We start from the raw sequence: 19,881 nt of genomic DNA, 5'->3' as shown, positions 1-19,881 counted from the left end.
AATAGGAATCCACCATGTCGATGGTCACCAGTAATCGTTTGTTACCACTTCTTGCCGGTTCCGTCGTGCTGATGGCAGTGCTCGTCGCGGTGAAGTCCTGTTCCCGGAACGACGAACAACCTCAGTTGTTGGAAGCCGTGCCACAGGCACCGAAACCGGATGCCGATACCCCAGCGGATACCATCAAGACACTGACGGCCAATGTCAGCGCCATGACTTCGGAGCTCAACGCCTTGCGCCGGGATAACACCGCACTCAAACAGGAAAACCGCGATTTGATCGAAGACCGAAAGCAGATCGAAAACAACGTGCTGTCGAGAGTGCAGACAGCTTTGGAGGCAAAACGTATGGATGCCGCGCCAAGCGAAACCACGTCGGCCATCGCCGCGTTGACGGCGAGGGTGGATTCCCTGGCCAACCGCTTTGGGACGTCATCGACACAGCGGACTTCCACGGGTTCTGATATTCCGGTCGGGCTCGGTCTGGATGGAGTCAGCACATCGGCGGCGGAATCGGAAGCGTTGGTGTGGGTTAGCCCTCTTGAGCTCACGCCGTCAGCTGACAATGATAAGGAGACGTTGCTCAACCGCTTCAGCCGCGGCAGTCGCAATGCGTTAGATAGCGCCGGTCCGGAAATGAAATCGCTGGTAACGAAAGGATCCGAAGCCCTCAATACCGCGCTGCCGGTGTACACCGTGCCGCGCAATGCCACCCTGATTGGATCAACTGGCATGACCGCCTTGGTGGGCAGGGTGCCAATTCAGGGACAGGTGCGCGACCCCATGCCGTTCAAGGTGATTACCGGTAAAGAAAACCTGGCCGCCAATGGACTGCGCATACCCGGTATTGAGGGCATGATCTGGAGTGGAACGGCTGTTGGCGACTGGACGCTCTCCTGTGTGACCGGGAAATTGGAATCGGTGACCTTCGTATTCGAGGACGGCACCATTCAGACCATTTCCTCTGATGAAAATTCCAGTGGCGGCAACCAACTGGGTGGTTCCAGTGGAAGCAGCGATAGACCGCTGGGCTGGATCTCCGATGCGCGGGGTATCCCCTGTATCACGGGCGAACGCAAGACCAACGCTCCCGCATTCTTGACACAACGCATTGGCGTGATGGCCCTCGAAGCGGCTGGTGAAGCGGCAGCACAGGCCGAAACCACAACGCTGATCAATGATTCAGGCTCGGCCACCAGTGTGGTCTCCGGGGAGACGGGTAAATACGTACTGGGCAAAACCCTGAGCGGCGGTAGCGACGAAGTCGCCCAGTGGTTGCGGGAGCGTCAGGCACAGAGTTTCGATGCGGTTTTCGTGCCCGCCGGTGTCGAGCTGGCAATCCACGTTGATCATGAACTCCCCATCGATTTCCATTCCAACGGCAGGAAACTTCATCATGAAACCAATCTTTTCCAGCAAGCGACGATTACCACTGGTTCTGGTCTGGACTAGCGCCTTGATGGTCGGCTGCGCCAGCACTAAAGAGACAGTACTACCGCAGGACGGACCGACCATGAAGTCCATTTACGATCAGCACATGGTAGATGTTCAGAAACCAGACCATCGGCGAGTCATCGGTGGTCAACCGTTACCGCAATCTGGTATCGACCACTACCAGGGCTTTGTGCGAGAGGCCGCTAATGAAATCGACACGGTATTTCCCCGTCTGCCGAATCCTACGCTGGTGATGTATATCTTTCCTCACCTGTCGGGCAGTGAGCGCACCCCGGTGCCGGGTTATGTCACCACCTTTCCCTTTTATGAAAAGGCGGAGTACGCCTTGCCGGGAGAAGTGCCGGGAGAAGTGCCGGGGGAAGTGTCAGGCGAGGCGTCGTCGGCAGTTAGTCATTCGCCGTCAGACCAGTAGGGGTACCCATGCCAGCTAACCAACCTGATGATTCGGATACATCACCGCTAACCAACGTGATGATCAAGCAGCACTATACCCGCCCGCCGTCGTTTACCGATTTGCTGCCCTGGATGGAATACATTCCCGAGAGTAGAGCTTTTCTGTTAGAGGACGGGGTTAGCCTCGGCGCCCTGTTCGAGGTGCAGCCGGTCGGTTGCGAAGCGAGGACGCCGGCCTTTATGACCCAGCTACGTGACGCCATTCAAACGTCAATCAACGAGGCCATTCCCGAGCGCGACGATGCGCCCTGGGTCTTACAGATCTATGTGCAGGACGAGCCCAGGTTAACCCAATTCAATGAGTCGTTGGCCAGTTATTCGTCGCCAAAGGTTCGCGCATCGGATTATTCTCAACATTACCAGTCGGTGATGTCGAAGCACCTGCAAGCGATTTCCCGACCGGGTGGGTTGTTTGACGATACCACCGTCACCGGTTCGCGTTGGCAGGGGCAGCAACGGCGGATCCGCGTTGTGCTCTACCGCCGTTTGAAAAACAACGGTAAAGCGCCACCCGCTGTTGAAGTGGAGGAGGCGCTCAATGACGTGGCCACCAAATGGATCGCCTCACTGGCCTCTGCTGGAATCAACGCCCAACGGGCCAATGGTCAGGCGTTTTATCAGTGGTTGCTGAGCTGGTTCAATCCCAATCCACCGTTAGCAGATGGTAACCCGGAAGTGCTTCTGCAGTTGGCACCCTATCCGGGTGATGACAATTTACCCTTCGGCTATGACTTTTCCGAACAGCTGACCCTGTCGATGCCACACTCCGACGAGGCAACCTCGAGCTGGATTTTCGATAAACTGCCGCACACCGTCGTGACCGTCCAAAGCTTGCGGCGGGCCCCGGACATCGGGCACTTCACGGCGGAGCGCCAAGCCGGGGATCAGGTGTATTCGCTGTTCGATCGTTTGCCCGAGCACACCATTATGGCGATAACCCTCACGCTCAAACCGCAAGACACCACCCGCAATCACATTGCCCAGATCAAGCGCGCAGCGGTAGGCGATTCCGCTGAGGCATCGATCACCCGGGAAGATGCCGAACAAGTGGAGCGGGAAATGGCGCAGGGCAACAAGCTGTATCCCGTGAGCATGGCCTTCTATGTGCGCGGAGATAATCAAAAGGCGCTACGGAACAATTTGAATCGTCTCCACGCGCTGCTTTTGCCCAATGGTCTGCAGCCCATTGCCCAGGAAGCTGACCTGCTGTCGCTCGACAGTTACATCCGTAACCTGCCCATGGCCTACGACGCCGACCTGGACAAATCCCGCCGTCGCTCGCGGCTGATCTTCTCCCGGCATATTGCCAATTTGGTACCGTTCTATGGTCGTTCCCGTGGCACCGGTCATCCTGGCCTGGTGTTCTACAACCGGGGTGCCGAACCGCTGGTCTTCGACCCGCTGCACCGGGATGACCGCAAGAAGAATGCCCACATGCTGATCCTCGGGCCGACGGGGGCGGGCAAGTCGGCACTGTTGGTGTATCTGCTGCAGCAAATGATGGCACGGCATCGGCCACGGTTTTTTATCATCGAGGCCGGGGCTTCGTTTTCGTTGCTGGGGCAGCATTTTGCGCACCACGGTCTGTCAGTGAATCAGATCACCCTGAACCCCAATGTCGATGTCAGCCTGCCGCCCTTTGCCGATGCGCTTCGACTTCTGGATCGGCGCCATGCGTTTAATCCGCTCAGTGTCGATGAATCTACAATGGAAGAGACGTTAGACGAAGATGATGAGATCGAGGAGGAAGGGGGCGGCCGCGATATTCTCGGCGAGATGGAGATTGCTGCACGGATCATGATCACCGGCGGCGATGAGCGCGAAGACGCGCGATTGACCCGGGCCGACCGACTGCTGATCCGCAATGCCATATTCCTTGCCGCAAAAACCGTGAAAGAGACCAGTCGAACCCAGGTGATTACCCAGGATGTGGTCAACGCCTTCCAGACCATCGCCACCAACAGGGAACTGCCCGAACACCGACGTAATCGAGCCCTGGAAATGGGCGACGGCATGGCGCTATTCTGTTCGGGCCTGGCGGGCCACTTTTTCAATCGGCCGGGGCAGTCCTGGCCAGAAGCCGATGTCACCATCCTCGAAATGGGCATGTTGGCCAGAGAAGGCTACGAGGATCAGCTCACCGTTGCCTACCTGTCTATGATGAGCCACATCAATGACCTGGTGGAACGTCATCAACACGACGATCGGCCCACGCTGGTGGTGACTGACGAAGGCCATATCATTACCACCAATCCCTTGCTGGCGCGCTACGTGGTCAAGATCACCAAAATGTGGCGTAAGCTCGGTGCCTGGTTCTGGATCGCCACCCAGAATTTGGAAGACTTTCCGGATGCCAGCCGCAAGATGCTCAACATGATGGAGTGGTGGCTGTGCCTGGTCATGCCGAAAGAGGAGGTGGAGCAGATCGCCCGCTTCAAGGATCTCAATGACGAACAGCGCAACCTGCTGTTGTCTGCCCGCAAGGAGCCGGGAAAATACGTGGAAGGAGTCGTTTTGGCCGACAAGGTCGAAGCGCTGTTCCGCAACGTGCCGCCAGCCTTATCGCTCGCCCTGGCCATGACCGAAAAGCATGAGAAGGCTGAACGTGCAGCGATTATGCGTGAGAAGAACTGCTCGGAGCTGGAGGCGGTTTACGAGATCGCCAAGCGTATCGAACAGTCTCGTGCGTAGCAGTTTTACTGATCTCAGGGGTGTTTCACGACTCCACGGCAGGCCGGATAGGTTGCGCATCCCCAAAATTGATTGCCCGCGTTTTGTCCCTTTCTGGCCGTTCTTAGTACCATCGTAGCGCCACACTTTGGGCACTGTTTTCGACTTTGGGGCGTCGTTGACGCTGTGACTGGCGGCATGACTGCGGGGGCGGCTGGCGGTGAGGGAGCCTTCTTCTGGAGCAAATGGTTGACGTGCTGTCGGTTGGTGGTAAACCCCCGCTGTAATCTCAGCTGTTCGATTTGTGCCGTCACAGTCTCCACGGCGGCCTGGCTGAGGATCACTTCGCGCCGCGCTTTGATATACCGGATATACCCACCGGCATAAACCACATTCTCGGGCAATTCAGTCTTGAACGTCGAATCACCGACAAACACCACCAGCGAGTGAATCGCGGAAGCCGGAATATCCAGCAGGGTTTCCAGGGTTTTGACGTGTTTATAGTTCTGGTGCAGTGGGTTCTGAAATTTATGGGTGTGTTTGTAGATTTTCTGGGTCCAGGTTTTCTGGTTGGCCGAGCCGAATATCCAGCCCTTCATATTTTTGGTTTCAATTACGAATACGCCGTAGCGCGACACAATGATGTGGTCGATCTGTGTGGTGCCATCATCGGTTTGTAATGTCACATCCTTGATCAGGCGGTATTCGTCCTTTGGAAGAAACAGTCGTGCGGCCGTATTCACCAGAAACTCACCGGTAATGCCTTTGAACCAGGGGGACTTGAGAACACCTGCCAGGATGGCGAGAGGTATGAGGTACCACAGCGCGCCGTAGACCTGTTGGATGATGGGGCTGAAATCCATTCCTGTATTTCTTCCGTTACGAATGTCCCGCCATTATAGGAATGTCGCCTCTGGTCGGCCAGAAACATCGACGCTTCATGTCTGGATTTTCCGTTTATCCCCCACCGTCAATCCTTCAGCATGAATGCTCTGTCAAAGATATGTGGATCTGGATGGCCGCCAGTGAATAGTGCAAGAGCTCATCTCATTCTTTCGATCGTTCTAATAGGGGTGCTCTGTGAGCCGGTTTTGGCTGACGAACCATCAATTGCGATCGAGGTATTTACCGATTCAATGAACCCGGTCGCGAATGGTGCGGATGGTATAACGGTGTACCACATAGACCGTATTGATCGACTTCAGCAAGAGCTCTCCAAAGACTTGCCAGCGAATCCCGAAGCCGCAAAACAGACAGCCCTCCATCGCTTTCAGCGTATGGACAATAAACTCAGCCATGAACTGGAAAACGCCGCTAACGGCCTGGTGCAGGCGATGCAATACGGCATTGATCGCTATCCGGCCATGGTCTTCGATGGCAAAGCGGTGGTTTACGGTATCACCGATGTTCGAGCAGCAACTGAACGGTATCGGCAGTGGCAGGCCGGGGAGGCTCGACCATGATGTGCGCTATCCGCCGTTGTGGATTCATCCTGCTGATGTGGATGCCCCTTATTAGCAATGCTGGAACCATCTCCACCACGGAAATCGTTTCCCAGACCACGAGTGCCGCACTCAGCTGTATGCGCTGGATGCCGGTGGGGATGTGCTTTTGGCTGCGCTGTTCCATTTACGAATGCGATGTCGAGACCTCAATCAAAGTTGGCCATTACCAGCCGGATGCGGTGGTGAGCAGTTACAACGAACTCGGTAGCAATCCCTGGACAGAGATCCGCAGTATTCTTGGGGCCGCTCAAAGTTCCGCCGCGACAGGACTGCTCGGCAGCTTGCTGGCCGTGCCCATCGAGAGCGCCGGGAATCGAACGGAAGGTGGGCAGGGCAACAAGGACCACCGTAATCTGATCTTTCGGGAGACCGATGTCATCGGCCATCCTTTAGGTTCGCTGTCAGGTGTCCTGGCGGGTACCGGCTATTTGTGTGAATCGGAAACCACCTCCTTTTATCCCTATTTCATGTCGAGCCTGGATGCACTCTCCTGGCGGATGGAAATCCCGGAGATGTTCTATCCAGCGAGTCTGATACCCGGCATGCGGGAAATCGGCACCTGGCCTCTGCAGACCTGGGGTGGTGTCTATCCCAGAACAGGCTGGACCACACAGGCAGAGGAGCCCAAGGCCGCGGCGATCAATGCGCAGCGAGCCGGGGATATCGTGACCCGAAACGGTCAGCCGCACATTTACGATCAGATCGAACCGTCTTCCAGCTCCGACCAGCGGATTTGGTCGCCGGGTCCATTGGTTGAAGACGATCCCGCCACTGGTGAGTGGCAGATGTTGCTGCCCAAAGCAGAATCAAGCTGCGCTGTTTTTGGCACGAACGATCTCGCCAGCGCCAATGGTTGGGGTGGTGGCCGCGTGGACGAGGAGGGTGATTACGCCTGGAACCTGTGGAGGCCTTATCAGTGCTGTGAAAAAGAAGGCCAGTTTTTTCTGTTCGACATCAACTGGATCGATTACCCGCCATGATCAAACACAACCCTATTCACTGTCTGCTGATCGCTTTGGCCGTCGCTATTGTCCCCGACAGCTATGCCGCTCAGGCGCCCACGGAAGATGGGCTGTGGTATTACGAGATCGGTGGCGCTGAACCGGTCTCGGTACCGGCGAACCCCGCCGTGGTCTCCACGACGTTGGGAGGCTCTGCCCAACTGGGACTCGGCTACAGCTGCGGCAAGTTCGATCCGGTGGCGGCGGTCACCAATACCCTGAACGACATCGGCTCCGGCGTCGACAACATGATGAACGCCATGACGGCAGCGGCCACCAGCGCCATAGCGTCGTTACCCGCACTCATTCTGCAGCGAGCCAACCCCGGCCTGTACGATCTCTTCCAGAATGCCCTGATCAAGGCCGAAGAAACCATGCAGCTGGCGACCAAGTCCTGCGAGCAGATGGAGACGGAAATCGCCCAGGGCAAGAACCCCTATGCCGATCTGATCACCTTGTCCAAAGGTAACGATTGGAAGGTGCAAATGGGTATCGGCGGCAATGATGCCGTCACTGCCAAAGACACGGTGGAATCCTCTAACGGTGACAATGGTGTGCCCTGGATCGGTGGGCAGGCCGGAGGAACTGGCCAGCCAGTTCTGGAGTTCACCGGCGACATCGTCGAGGCCGGTTACAACATCAATATGAATCGCACCGTGACCGACACCAGTCCGGTACCGGCCGCATCGGCAACGCGCCTGTCGGAAATCTGGAGCACGCCCGGCGAAGCCCGGGACTGGACCGTGGATGTGGTGGGCGAGAACATCGTCACTACCTGCGATACCTGCCGCAAAGACAGCATTCCCGGTACGGGTCTGCTGCCGAAGCTCTATCAGGAGTCCGCCACCGTCACCACCGAGATCCAGAACCTGGTCAGTGGCGCGACACCACCCACTCTGACTAACCTGGAGCAGATCACCGCCCCCGGCGTGGCCATCACTCGCCAAGTGATCGAAGCGATCCGCGAGATGCCGGCCTCAGAGCAGAGTCTGATCATGGGCCGCCTGGTCTCCGAAATCAGCACCGCGCGCACGGTCGAAAAAGCCCTGTATGCCCGGCGTCTGCTGCTGTCGGGGCGGCAGGTCCCTGAGGTTTACGCCACCGAAGTCGCCCGCGAACATGCGGACAACTCCATCGCCGAGCTCGATAGAGAAATCGAAAACCTGCTGTTTGAAACCCGTGTGCGCAAGGAAGTGGTCTCCGACACCGTTGCCACATTACTGGAGCGAGCGGCTGCCAAACGGCAGAGTTCACTTACGGTACCGGAAGTGCCGACCCTGGATCCCAATCCGTTGCGAGGTGGGCGTGTTCAATAACCTCCGATCACGGCGAAAAAACTTTCTGCTATTCACCACCATGGCTGTGTTGCTGACGGGACTGGTGGGGTATCTCCTGATGCATCGATTACAAACGGATTCCGTGCAATCCGTCCAACAATGCATCGATACCTGGCGGACGACACTAACAGCCATGCGCTGGACAGTGATCGCCGTCATTGCCTTTGGCTGGAATCATCTGGTTGCCTGGCTGGCTGAGGCGGAGATCCTGAGCCGGGCCAAAGCAACCCGACTAACAGGATTACGCTGGCGCGCCGTCACCTGGCTGGTTTTGCTCGAACTGGTGTTAGGGCAGGGTGTATTGGTCAATGCCATTGGCTTGATGGTTAGAGCTTGATCATTGGAGCAGGGCAATGAGTGTCGATAGCTATCTGGAACTCTTTACTTCCCTTTTCGGCTGGACCTTCTACGGCATTCTGTGGGATGTGCTGGTCAGTACCGGCATCGTCTATCTCCCGTTTCTGGGCATCCTGATCGACAACTGGCGCGAACCGGCGCAGGGCGGTGAGGTGGGCCATGCCAGCGGCCTCTCACTGCGGCGGATGGAGATCGAGCTGTTCATTGCGCTGTTGGTAGTCGTGCTGGCCGGGCAACCCGCTGCCCTCACGCCACTCAATGCCGGTACCTTGTCCTACTCGCCGCCGCCGACCTTGCTGAATCCAGCGCCAACAACCGCGACCGTCGCTGCCCCACAGAGCACCTATGGTTCGACCGGATTCACGGGTTCTGCCGCAACCGTCAATGTTCCCGTCTGGTGGTACGGCGTGATCGCCCTCAGCTCCGGCCTGAATCATGCCATTGTCGAAGGCCTGCCAACCGTGGCAGATATGCGCACCTTCGAGCAACAAGCACACCTGGCCACCATTGCCGATCCGCGACTCCGGCAGGAGGTGAGTGATTTCTTCAGCCAGTGCTATATTCCGGCCCGTTCCAAATACCAGACTGAACGACCAAACACAGCGGCCATCAATGGCATTATCACCACCTATGGCGCCGATGACCCCGACTGGATGGGCTCACACGTCTATCGGGATACCGCCGGCTATTACGATACTCTGCGCCCGGCCAATCAAATCACCGATTGGGCTTACAACGCGGCCAGGGATACGGAATACGATCCGACGACTCCGCCAGCCTGGGGCAAACCCTACTGCAAACAGTGGTGGGAAGATGGGGCCATCGGCTTGCGGGAGAAACTGATCAATGAGGCAGATGCCACATCGGCCGGCTTCTCCGGTCTGGTGGTCGCTATCGCGCCGGCACTGGCCAGCGAGCAGCAAAACGACGCCGTCGCCAAAACGGTTCTCACCAATGCGCCCCCCTCCTGGTCGAGCAATGATCTGATCGCCAATAATGCATCTGGGGCAGGATTGGTCAACACCGCTGGATCCATCGTCAAAGGCGGCCTGGCGACCGGTGGTGTGGTCACCGCATCGGCCCTGTTTTCCGTCACCATGACCGCCGTGTTGCAGTCATTGCCCATGGTCCAGGCCATTATGCTGCTGGGCATCTATGCCCTGCTGCCACTGGTGGTGGTTTTGTCCCGCTACTCCATTGCCATGATGGTGGTCGGTGGCATGGCCATCTTCACCATCAAGTTCTGGACAGTGCTCTGGTACCTGGCCATGTGGGTGGATCAGAACCTGATTCTGTCCATGTACCCGGACGTCAATGTCTTCCTGCAGATCTTTGCCAACCCTGGTGAACACGATGCCAAGCGCATGCTGTTGAATATGATCACAACCAGCCTCTACCTGGGATTGCCGCTGCTGTGGAGTGGGATGATGGCGTGGGCGGGGGTGAATATAGGGCGCTCTATCACTGCAGCTACTTCCCCGCTCGCAAGGCCTGCTGATGATGCAGGAAGGCAGGGCGGCAGTTTGGGTAAAATGGCCGTCTCAAAAGGGATGAAAAAGAAATAGGGAGCTGTTACAAGTCCTCCTCATACCAGCCATCTGGATCAGCTCCAGAGTCCATACGTCCGGTACGAAAATTGTGATCCCCAAATCGGTCTGAGCCATCTCCTAAGGGGCGGTCTTCGCTTTCGTCGTCATCGGCGCTGAATAGAATGCCCAAAGCGGTTACGAGCAAAGCAGCACTGGCTCTGAGGATATTGGCAATGTGGTTGACAGTATTCATCGGCAGACTCCATCTGCGGGTTACTCCAGTCCGGATATAAGTATAGCGCCGTTGAACAAAAAAACTTAGCTCAGCCACTCAATCCTGACGGGGTGGGCCTCAAGTCAATATTTGCAGTTCTGGCGCTTAATGGAACAATCCGTTGATTGATCTATGTCAATCATCAAGGGCGCTATGTTTGAACTTTCGAGAGAATAAGGTATCTTTCCTAAGGTTAATATAACCATTTGCAGATTATGTGGCTTAGCAGATTCAGATTTTACATGGCAATCTTCGCGTTACTGGCTTTCACCAGCCAGTCGTTTGCTGCTGCGAAATTGCCCTGCCACAAGATGAGTCACGAACCCGATGTTCCAGTAATGACGGGGGCAATGGATCATGGAAGCCATACCAAGGCAAACAATATCCAGATCAATAATGCCCTTACGGCTGATGCCGCTGATTGTTGCAGCCAGGATCACTGCTCTCAGTTGGATTGCATCTCTGCAAGCGTTGCGGTGGTGAGTACACTGTCGCCGTTTTCCGTTCAGTTTTCTCAAACCCTCAATACAGCGTATTCGGTTTCCTTCCTCTCCCAAGCAGCTTCCTCGCTGTTTCGCCCCCCCATTTCCCGCTGAAGTAGGGTTGGTACGCCTGAAATTCAGGCGTCTGACGACTCGATAAGCGGGAGATCAAAACTCCCATAACGTATGTTTAAAACGCGCCATCGCTACGAGCGCGTTCACTGCAACTCTTGATTGGGAGTCATCATGAAGCCGTTACATACCTATCTGCGCTTTCCGGCGCTGATCGTATTCCTGTTATTTCTTACCGCTTGTTCAGAAAGCGAAAATCACGCAACTAAAAGCGCAACGATTGCCACGTTGGATGTTTATAAAAGCCGCACCTGTCAATGCTGCCAGCAATGGGTTCACCATATGGAAGATGTTGGTTTTGACACAAAAACCCACCACCCGTCGGACTTGAATCGCATTAAAAATGACTATGGCATAGCACCTGAGTTCCAGTCCTGCCATACAGCAGTGACGAGTAACGGTTATGTGTTCGAAGGCCATATCCCTGCGCGCTTTGTTCAGCAGTTTCTGGAAAACCCTCCCGATGACGCCATCGGCCTTAGTGTGCCTGGCATGCCGGCAGGCAGCCCGGGTATGGAGATGGGTGACAGGTTTACGCCTTACAAGGTATGGCTGCTTAAAAAAGACGGTTCGGCTGACGTGTTTGCATCTGTGAATAGTCGCGATCAGCAATAGGACATATAACGATGAACATTCAATGGGTATTTTTATTGTTTTTGCTGGTGGGGCTTCCTGTATTTGCGCAGAGCCCGGCTAATACGTTGAGTCTGGATGAGGCCATCGCCCATGCCATTGCCACGGATCCCTGGCTGAACGGTAGCCGGCATCGCGAAGACGCTTTGACCAGCGAATCAATTTCAGCATCGACGCTGCCAGACCCCAAGGTCAGCCTGATGGCGGCTAACTTTCCTACCGATAGCTTCGATATCAACCAGGAGCCTATGACGCAGCTCACTGTAGGTGTTAGTCAGATGTTTCCTCGCGGCGATAGTCTGGCGCTGTCCAGCCGTCAGAAACAGGAGTTGGCGGAACAGGAGCCATTGCTCAGGCAGAATCGCCAGGCCAAGGTAGCGGCTACTGTCTCGCAGCTGTGGCTGGAAGCATTCAGGGCCCAGGAGAGCATTCGATTGATTGAGCGGGATCGCTCGTTGTTTGAACATTTGGTAGATGCAACCAAAGCGAGCTATTCGTCGGCACTGGGACGTGCCCGCCAGCAGGATATTATCCGGGCCCAATTGGAGCTTACTCGGTTGGACGATCGTTTGACGGTGCTGCGGCAACAGTCGGAGTCAGCCCAACAGCGTTTATCCGAGTGGGTCGGCGGTCGCGCCCGTCTGCCGTTAGCGCAGCTTGTGCCCAGTCAGTACGGTGATGAGCCGACGTCGGTGGGAGGTCAGCCGGATAGTGATCGTTGGCTCTATGAACAGGTCAATCGGCACCCACTCTTGCTGGCACTTGATCAGCGTATTGATGCCATGGAGACCGGGGTCGAATTAGCGCGCCAGAAATATAAACCTGAGTGGGGTCTTTCCGCCCAATACGGCTATAGGGACGATGATCCCATGGGTCGCGACCGCGCTGATTTGTTCTCTGTCGGTGTGACCTTTGACCTGCCGCTTTTCACCGGCAAGCGACAGGATAAAGACGTCAGTGCGGCCACTTCTCGGGCCGAGACCTTGAAAACTGACAAGTTACTGATGGCGCGAAAGCTGATGGCGGACCTGGATACGGCCTTGGTCCAGCTACAGCGTCTGAATGATCGTCGCGCGCTCTACGCCGGGCAGTTATTGCCGCAAATGTCAGAGCAGGCCGAAGCTGCCCTGGCCGCCTACAACAACGACGACGGCGACTTTGCCGAAGCGGTGCGCGCCCGCATTGCTGAGTTAAATGCCAAGATCGACTTTTTAACGATCAGGATTGATCGGCTGAAGATGATTGCCGAGTTGAATTACCTCTTGTCCAAAAATGGTTCAGAACCGTTTCCCGCCACCAGCAGAGAACACGCTGAAGGATTAACCCCATGAAGATTCAATTGAATAAATCTTTTTTCATTACAGTTGCCTTGTTGATTGCGACAGCGACCCTTTCGCACTACTCGGCCCTATGGCGTATGAAAGAGACCACAGGCAGTGATGACGTTGCTGCCGAGAAAAAACCACTCTACTGGGTCGCGCCGATGGACCCCAACTATAAGCGCGATAATCCGGGTAAATCCCCTATGGGGATGGATCTGATACCAGTGTATGAAGACGCGGGCGGCGATCAGGAGATTGGCACGGTCACCATCTCTCCCGATGTGGTCAATAACCTCGGCGTACGTACAGCGCCTGCCACTCGGGGGCAGCTGGACGTCTCTGTCAATACCGTGGGCTATGTGCAATATGATGAAGACCGTCTAGTTCACATTCATCCACGGGTGGAGGGTTGGATTGAAAAACTCCATGTCAAAGCTGCGGGTGATCCGGTTATACAGGGTGAGCCGCTGTATGCGTTGTATTCGCCGACTTTGGTCAATGCCCAGGAAGAACTGTTGCTGGCATTAAAACGAAATAATCCAACACTAATCACGGCTGCCATGGAGCGGCTATCGGCCTTGCAAGTGCCTCATTCAGAAATCAATCGCCTAAAAAAATCCGGCAAGGTTAGTCAGACCATTACCATCACTGCACCTCAATCTGGGGTATTGGATAATCTGAACACTCGGGAAGGGATGTTTGTTAAGCCGGGTATGGAGATGATGGCCATAGGCCAACTGGAGCATATCTGGGTGATTGGTGAAATATTCGAACGGCAGGCGGCCAGTGTGCAAGTGGGTGATGCAGTGCGCATGCGACTGGATTATTTACCCGGTCGCGAGTGGAAAGGAAATGTTGATTATATTTACCCCTCTCTGAACGCCAAAACGCGTACCGCTCAGGTGAGGGTGCATTTTGACAGCTCGGATAGATTCCTGAGGCCGGGCATGTTTGCGCAAATGACAATAGTTACCAAGCCCTCGCGGGAGACTTTACTCATTCCCCGTGAAGCACTGATTCGTACCGGTAGCCAATCAAGAGTGGTATTGGCAAAAGGTGAAGGGCGTTTTAAGTCCATCGCAGTGAAGGTAGGCAGAATTGGTGAAGATAAGGTGGAAATTCTTTCTGGTTTAAAAGACGGTGAGCGTATTGTTACGTCTGCCCAGTTCCTGATTGATTCCGAATCCAGCAAAACCTCAGACTTCAAGCGCATGGCCCATGCAGATGATCGGATAACCGCAAGTTCCGACTCGGTCTGGGTAAGTGCACGTGTTGAAAGCCTGATGACAGAGCATCGAATGGTAACTCTGGCGCATGCAGCCATCGAAGGTTGGCAGTGGCCGGCTATGGTAATGGACTTTACGGTCGACGAAGCGGTGGATATGAGCCGGTTTGGTTCTGGAATGAATATCCATGTGGAGATTCGCCGGGAAGACAATAATTTCGTGATTAGCCAAGTGCATATTCCCGACATGGATCCAGACAATGTCCAGCCAACCGATGCCATGGAACACAGTGATCTTGAAAGTATGAATCATCAGGAGATGGATCATAGCGGGATGGATCACAGTGAGCACCAGCAGGAGGCCGGACAATGATCGAAGCAATTATTCGCTGGTCCGTTCATAACCGTTTTTTTGTTCTGTTGGCCACCTTGATGTTGGTGGGAATTGGTGGCTGGTCCCTTAAAAATACACCGGTAGATGCTATTCCCGATTTGTCGGACGTGCAGGTGATTATCAAAACCAGTTATCCGGGGCAGGCGCCGCAGGTGGTGGAAGATCAGGTCACCTATCCGCTGACTACTGCCATGTTGTCAGTACCGGGTGCGGTCACCGTACGCGGCTACTCGTTTTTTGGCGACTCCTATGTCTATGTCATTTTTGATGAAGATACCGATGCTTACTGGGCCCGCTCGCGGGTATTGGAATACCTGTCGCAGGTGGCGCCGACGCTGCCACCCAGTGCCAGACCACAATTGGGACCGGATGCGACTGGCGTGGGATGGGTTTATCTCTACGCGTTGGTAGATAGAACTGGTCAGCACGACATCAGTCAGTTGCGCAGCCTGCAGGATTGGTTTTTGAAATACGAACTGCAAACGGTGCCGGGGGTGTCAGAAGTCTCTGCGCTTGGCGGTATGGTCAAACAGTATCAGGTCAAAGTAAATCCGGACAAGCTTCGTGCTTTTAATATTCCTCTCTCTCATATCCAGATGGCCATCCAACGTGGTAATCAGGAAGTTGGTGCTTCTGTTGTGGAGATGAGTGAAGCGGAATATATGGTGCGTGCCAGTGGCTATATCCAGGGTATTGACGATCTGAGAACCATTCCTCTGGGTTTGGATATGAATGGCACACCGCTGTTATTAAAGGATGTGGCCGATATTGAACTGGGTCCGCAAATGCGCCGTGGTATTGCTGAACTTAATGGTGAGGGAGAAGTGGTAGGTGGGATTGTCGTCATGCGCTTTGGCGAGAATGCCCAGAAAACCATTGATGGCGTCAAAGCAAAGTTGGAAAAACTCAAGGTGGGTTTGCCGGAAGGCGTAGAAATTGTCACGGTTTACGACCGATCTCGATTGATCTCTAGCGCCATTGACAGTTTATGGAAAAGTCTGGTTGAAGAGCTTGCTATCGTCGCGTTGATCTGTGTCATTTTCTTATTTCATGTCAGGTCATCACTGGTGGCAGTCGTTAGCCTGCCGCTGGGAATCCTGACGGCCTTTATTGTGATGTACTGGCAAGGCATTAATGCAAACATTATGTCCCTTGGAGGAATCGCGATTGCCATCGGTGCCATGATAGATGGTGCGATTGTGATGATTGAAAATATGCATAAGCATATGGAACGTACGCCGTTGACGCCAGAGAACCGTTGGAAAGTGGTGGCAGAGTCTGCCAGCGAAGTCGGCCCGGCATTGTTTTTCAGTCTGCTGATTATCACCGTCAGCTTTGTGCCGGTATTTACCCTGGAGGCTCAGGAAGGCCGAATGTTTAGTCCCCTAGCCTTCACTAAAACCTATGCCATGGCCGCCAGCGCCGCGTTGGCAGTGACAGTGGTGCCGGTGTTGATGGGGTATTTTATCAGGGGCAAGGTGGTCGCCGAGAGAAAAAACCCCATCAACAGGTTGCTGATTGCAGGCTATATGCCGCTGCTCAAGGGTGTTTTGCGCTTTCCAAAAATCACACTCGCCATGGCTGGCGTTGTGTTTCTTGTTGGGATCTGGCCGCTTAACAAGATTGGCAGCGAATTCATACCCGATCTGGATGAAGGCGACCTGATGTACATGCCCACTACCTATCCGGGCCTGTCCATCGGCAAGGCGCGGGAAATCCTGCAACAGACTGACAAGCTGATTGCCACAGTTCCGGAAGTAGAAACCGTATTTGGCAAAATTGGACGGGCTGAAACTGCTACAGATCCGGCGCCGCTAACCATGATTGAAACCTTTATTCAGTTGAAACCCAGAGAGGCGTGGCGCGATGGCATGACCACCGACAAACTCAAGAAGGAGCTTGATGCGCTGGTGAAGTTTCCCGGCTTGACCAATGCCTGGGTGATGCCCATCAAAACCCGCATCGACATGCTGGCTACCGGTATAAAAACCCCGGTGGGTATTAAGGTGGCTGGCCCCGACCTCAAGGAGATCGAAAAAATCGGCAAGCGTTTGGAGCAGGTGCTCAAAGATGTACCTGGCACAGCCTCAGTATATTCCGAGCGAGTAGCGGGTGGCCGTTATATCAAGGTGGATATTCAGCGAGAAAAAGCCGCACGCTATGGCCTCAATATCGCCGATGTGCAGCAAGTGGTTGCCACCGCTATAGGCGGTATGAACGTAGCGCAGACTATCGAAGGGCTGGAACGTTACCCCGTCAACCTGCGTTACCCACAAGATTATCGCAACTCTCCCGAGCAGTTAGCTCTGCTGCCTATTGTCACGACCAGTGGTCAGCGCATTGCATTGGGGGATGTTGCTCGTGTTTATGTTGAAGACGGGCCGCCTGCCATCAAGAGTGAAAACGCCCGTCTTAATGGTTGGACCTTTGTCGATATCGACGGAGTGGATGTCGGCAGTTATGTGGAAGACGCTATGAAAGTGGTGGCCGATCAGGTCGAACTACCAACAAGCTACTCCCTGAATTGGTCGGGACAGTATGAATACATGTTGCGGGCCAAAGAGAAGCTCTCCTACGTGGTGCCTCTGACTCTGGCAATTATCATCGTGCTGCTCTATTTAAATTTCCGCAGTGTTGCCGAGGTCGCCATCATTATGGGCACCTTACCACTGGCAATGATTGGGTCCATCTGGTTGATGTATTTGCTTGGTTACAACTTTTCCGTTGCTGTGGGTGTGGGTTTTATCGCGTTGGCGGGCGTGGCGGTAGAAATTGGCGTCATTATGCTGGTCTATCTCAACCAGGCACATACGCTTTTCTTGCTTCAGTGTGAGGAGCGGGGCATCACACCGAGTATGAAAGGATTACGGGAAGCTGTTCTTCACGGTGCAGGCTTACGTGTTAGACCGGTGATGATGACGACAGTCTCTACTATTGTCGGCTTACTGCCGATCATGTTCAGTACCGGTACAGGGGCGGAAGTGGTCAGCAGAATTGCTGCACCTATGGTGGGGGGCATGCTCAGTGCTTTGGTATTGACATTGTTGGTATTGCCGGCGGTTTATCTGCTTTGGAAGCAGAGCAAGTGCATTGGTGAAGCATAAGCGATGAGCGTAGCGTACCCGGTTATAAAGTTCGGGTGCGCCGTTCTGAATTCTAACCCTATATTCTTGGCCTCTCCGTTGGTTCTGGTTCTGGTTTTGGAACCGATGAGATACTCATCGGTGTCAAACAATTGATTCAGGTCAAGAACTAGCAATATCGGATCTGCTAGATTAAAACGGTCAATAAAGAGGGGCCGAGATGGTTCATTATCTGGGTATTGTGTTGGTCATTTGGGGGTTGCTTGCGCAACCACTGATGGCTGCATTGCCCAAGGATATGCAGGTTCACCTTCCAGTGTCGGCAAACGCGCTCAACCATGGCTCGATCGTCTCGATATCGGATCTGGACCATACGCTCCCAGTCCCAGCGCCCACTTCCGATTCTCTCAACCCGAATGACCACGGTGAACAGGCGGCCGGGTATAGCCTCACTGCTTCGACAATGCCCTGTCACCAGGGTGTCGGCAGCAATTCGCCCAAACCCTGCGGTAAGTGCTTAACCGGTCATTGCGACTCAGGCTGTCTATCGGCCAGTCACTGTGCGCCAACCTGTTCAGCCTCGGGAACAGTTGGGGCTGTCGGTTCATTTTATAAAAATACTTTGAATCATGCCGCCTGCGATGTGTTCAATACCGCCCCGGAACCACTGTTGGCGCGGCTCCCCTCACGCATTTTCCATCCTCCCAAAACGGCCTGATCAGGCCGGTAATCCCGCTGGTATAACAACCGCGATACCTGTTTCTTGAATGGTTCCGCCTTTGCGGATCCTGGTTCCTGAACCTTTGAAATCCCTGCTGGCGGTTCTCCCGCTTTGTGCTGGGAGCAACCCATTTTCCGACTAGCCAGGGTAAACAGGATTACACATACATTACAGCAATGTAATACATGGGTCATCTTAAGGTCAGAAACACCGCTCTACTATGACAATGGATAAGTCCAGGTGCACCTTGGGAGTTGTGTGCGGGCCGATTCAATGCAGAAACGCAGTGACAGGATATCTTGCCAATATTAACGGTTGATGGCGTACAGGCTAAAGATCGAGGAGCGTGTAATAGTGAATACGAGAAACCGGATACCTGTGAATGAAAATTGCTTGACCTGTGTCTTGGACACAGGTGTAAGGTGACAAAAAGCCGGATAAATTCTTCGGATTTACTCTCGGGTTTAAAACTGATGATTAACTCATATCGAGGCAAGGAACAGATCTTCGGGGTTAATCTGAATCCCGCGATAGTCAGACTGAGCTGCGAGGAGAGCTGTGTGAAAGTGATCGAAATGGCCAGGCGTTTAGGGGTTACGGCCGATACCGTGCGGTTTTATACCCGGATCAAGATTCTGAAACCGGGGAAGAACAAAACCAATGGATATCGGGAATACAGCGAAAATGATTACAACCGCTTGCGATTCGTGCTGAGTGCACGGCAACTGGGCTTTTCCGTTGAGGATATTCAGGAAATTTTGAACCACGCGGATAAGAAGAAATCGCCTTGCCCGACGGTACGCCGCTTGATTGACCAACGCCTGAATGAAACTGAACAACGGTTCGCGGAGACTCTGCAACTGCGGGAACGCATGCAGCAGGCCGTGGTTGAGTGGAGCCAAAAGCCAGATAAGGTGCCGACTGGCCATATGATCTGTCACCTGATTGAAGAGTTTGCCCAGTAAATCAACATAGAGGATTTGCCATGAATACACAGAAATTCGAGAGCCCTACTCATCACCGGGGCGGCTGCTGTTGCGCCAGCAAGTCATCCACTGCAGCTAACACTCGGAGCAGTGTTGGCTCAGATAGCGATATCCCGCTGCAGCGGTTACAGGTGCAAGGCGCCACGTGCGGTGGTTGTGTAAGAAGCATTGAGCAAACGCTACGCTCTGTTTCCGGTGTAAGCGATGCGTGTATGGATCTGGCGACGGGTGTCGCTTCGGTCGTTGGCATGGTCGAATCTAACGCTCTGATAGAGGCGTTGAATCGAGCGGGTTTTCCTGCGGCGGTCATCAAATAATTCAGG

Annotated in this window: 17 protein-coding genes; 15 read left to right on the top strand and 2 right to left on the bottom strand. The window is 54.4% G+C overall.

Features of this window, described 5'->3' with window-relative positions; genetic code table 11:
- Positions 1–14: 14 nt before the first annotated feature.
- The 3 genes from G533_RS0104485 to G533_RS0104475 are packed head-to-tail and all read left to right on the top strand — an operon-like array spanning position 15 to position 4,598.
- Positions 15–1,451: a TIGR03752 family integrating conjugative element protein gene (locus G533_RS0104485; RefSeq protein ID WP_027948932.1), complete on the top strand. Its 1,437-nt coding sequence runs from the start codon at positions 15–17 to the stop codon at positions 1,449–1,451.
- Positions 1,396–1,866 carry a TIGR03751 family conjugal transfer lipoprotein gene (locus G533_RS0104480; RefSeq protein ID WP_144079792.1) on the top strand — a complete coding sequence of 157 codons (471 nt, stop codon included), beginning with the start codon at positions 1,396–1,398 and terminating at the stop codon, positions 1,864–1,866. The genes G533_RS0104485 and G533_RS0104480 overlap by 56 nt, the downstream gene beginning before the upstream one ends.
- 8 nt (positions 1,867–1,874) lie before the next feature.
- A complete protein-coding gene (locus G533_RS0104475; protein WP_027948930.1) occupies positions 1,875–4,598 on the top strand; it encodes a conjugative transfer ATPase in 2,724 nt (907 codons plus the stop codon).
- A 14-nt stretch (positions 4,599–4,612) separates the two neighbouring features.
- On the opposite strand, the gene G533_RS0104470 is transcribed toward G533_RS0104475, so the two are convergent.
- Positions 4,613–5,440: a nuclease-related domain-containing protein gene (locus tag G533_RS0104470; RefSeq protein ID WP_027948929.1), complete on the bottom strand. Its 828-nt coding sequence runs from the start codon at positions 5,438–5,440 to the stop codon at positions 4,613–4,615.
- 162 nt (positions 5,441–5,602) lie between these two features.
- Here G533_RS0104470 and G533_RS0104465 point away from each other — a divergent pair, with 162 nt between their 5' ends.
- The 5 genes from G533_RS0104465 to G533_RS0104445 are packed head-to-tail and all read left to right on the top strand — an operon-like array spanning position 5,603 to position 10,342.
- Entirely contained in the window at positions 5,603–6,040 is a 438-nt protein-coding gene (locus tag G533_RS0104465; RefSeq protein ID WP_240472367.1) for a TIGR03757 family integrating conjugative element protein, read from the top strand.
- Complete coding sequence (locus G533_RS0104460; RefSeq protein ID WP_035526455.1) at positions 6,037–7,062, top strand: TIGR03756 family integrating conjugative element protein; 1,026 nt, start codon at positions 6,037–6,039, stop codon at positions 7,060–7,062. The genes G533_RS0104465 and G533_RS0104460 overlap by 4 nt, the downstream gene beginning before the upstream one ends.
- The gene (locus G533_RS0104455; RefSeq protein WP_027948926.1) at positions 7,059–8,399 is read left to right on the top strand and encodes an integrating conjugative element protein; all 1,341 of its coding nucleotides are present in this window, start codon (positions 7,059–7,061) and stop codon (positions 8,397–8,399) included. The genes G533_RS0104460 and G533_RS0104455 overlap by 4 nt, the downstream gene beginning before the upstream one ends.
- A 40-nt stretch (positions 8,400–8,439) precedes the next feature.
- Complete coding sequence (locus tag G533_RS0104450; protein WP_027948925.1) at positions 8,440–8,757, top strand: hypothetical protein; 318 nt, start codon at positions 8,440–8,442, stop codon at positions 8,755–8,757.
- Positions 8,758–8,773: 16 nt separating this feature from the next.
- Complete coding sequence (locus G533_RS0104445) at positions 8,774–10,342, top strand: conjugal transfer protein TraG N-terminal domain-containing protein (protein WP_027948924.1); 1,569 nt, start codon at positions 8,774–8,776, stop codon at positions 10,340–10,342.
- Between the two features lie 7 nt (positions 10,343–10,349).
- On the opposite strand, the gene G533_RS0104440 is transcribed toward G533_RS0104445, so the two are convergent.
- Complete coding sequence (locus tag G533_RS0104440; protein ID WP_027948923.1) at positions 10,350–10,559, bottom strand: hypothetical protein; 210 nt, start codon at positions 10,557–10,559, stop codon at positions 10,350–10,352.
- 263 nt (positions 10,560–10,822) lie between these two features.
- On the opposite strand from G533_RS0104440, the gene G533_RS24445 reads away from it, so the two are divergent.
- From G533_RS24445 to G533_RS24970, 7 genes are all read left to right on the top strand, one after another.
- The gene (locus G533_RS24445) at positions 10,823–11,176 is read left to right on the top strand and encodes a hypothetical protein (RefSeq protein ID WP_144079790.1); all 354 of its coding nucleotides are present in this window, start codon (positions 10,823–10,825) and stop codon (positions 11,174–11,176) included.
- A 132-nt stretch (positions 11,177–11,308) separates the two neighbouring features.
- Complete coding sequence (locus tag G533_RS20505; RefSeq protein WP_023659436.1) at positions 11,309–11,809, top strand: DUF411 domain-containing protein; 501 nt, start codon at positions 11,309–11,311, stop codon at positions 11,807–11,809.
- A gap of 11 nt (positions 11,810–11,820) precedes the next feature.
- Positions 11,821–13,158 (top strand): TolC family protein, encoded by a 1,338-nt coding sequence (locus G533_RS0104430; RefSeq protein ID WP_027948922.1) that lies wholly within the window; start codon positions 11,821–11,823, stop codon positions 13,156–13,158.
- A complete protein-coding gene (locus G533_RS0104425; protein ID WP_027948921.1) occupies positions 13,155–14,747 on the top strand; it encodes an efflux RND transporter periplasmic adaptor subunit in 1,593 nt (530 codons plus the stop codon). The genes G533_RS0104430 and G533_RS0104425 overlap by 4 nt, the downstream gene beginning before the upstream one ends.
- Positions 14,744–17,872, top strand: coding sequence for an efflux RND transporter permease subunit (locus G533_RS0104420; protein WP_027948920.1), 3,129 nt, complete (start codon positions 14,744–14,746; stop codon positions 17,870–17,872). Before G533_RS0104425 ends, G533_RS0104420 begins: the two co-directional genes overlap by 4 nt.
- A 1,260-nt stretch (positions 17,873–19,132) precedes the next feature.
- Positions 19,133–19,537, top strand: coding sequence for a MerR family transcriptional regulator (locus tag G533_RS0104415; protein ID WP_027948919.1), 405 nt, complete (start codon positions 19,133–19,135; stop codon positions 19,535–19,537).
- A 20-nt stretch (positions 19,538–19,557) separates the two neighbouring features.
- Positions 19,558–19,875, top strand: coding sequence for a heavy-metal-associated domain-containing protein (locus G533_RS24970; protein WP_205622544.1), 318 nt, complete (start codon positions 19,558–19,560; stop codon positions 19,873–19,875).
- The last annotated feature ends 6 nt before the right edge of the window (positions 19,876–19,881 follow it).

Origin of the sequence: Haliea salexigens DSM 19537 (genome assembly GCF_000423125.1) — a bacterium.
GTDB classification, from domain to species: domain Bacteria; phylum Pseudomonadota; class Gammaproteobacteria; order Pseudomonadales; family Halieaceae; genus Haliea; species Haliea salexigens.
The sequence above is the reverse complement of the archived record's forward strand: the minus strand, read 5'-3'. Positions and strand labels throughout refer to the sequence as shown.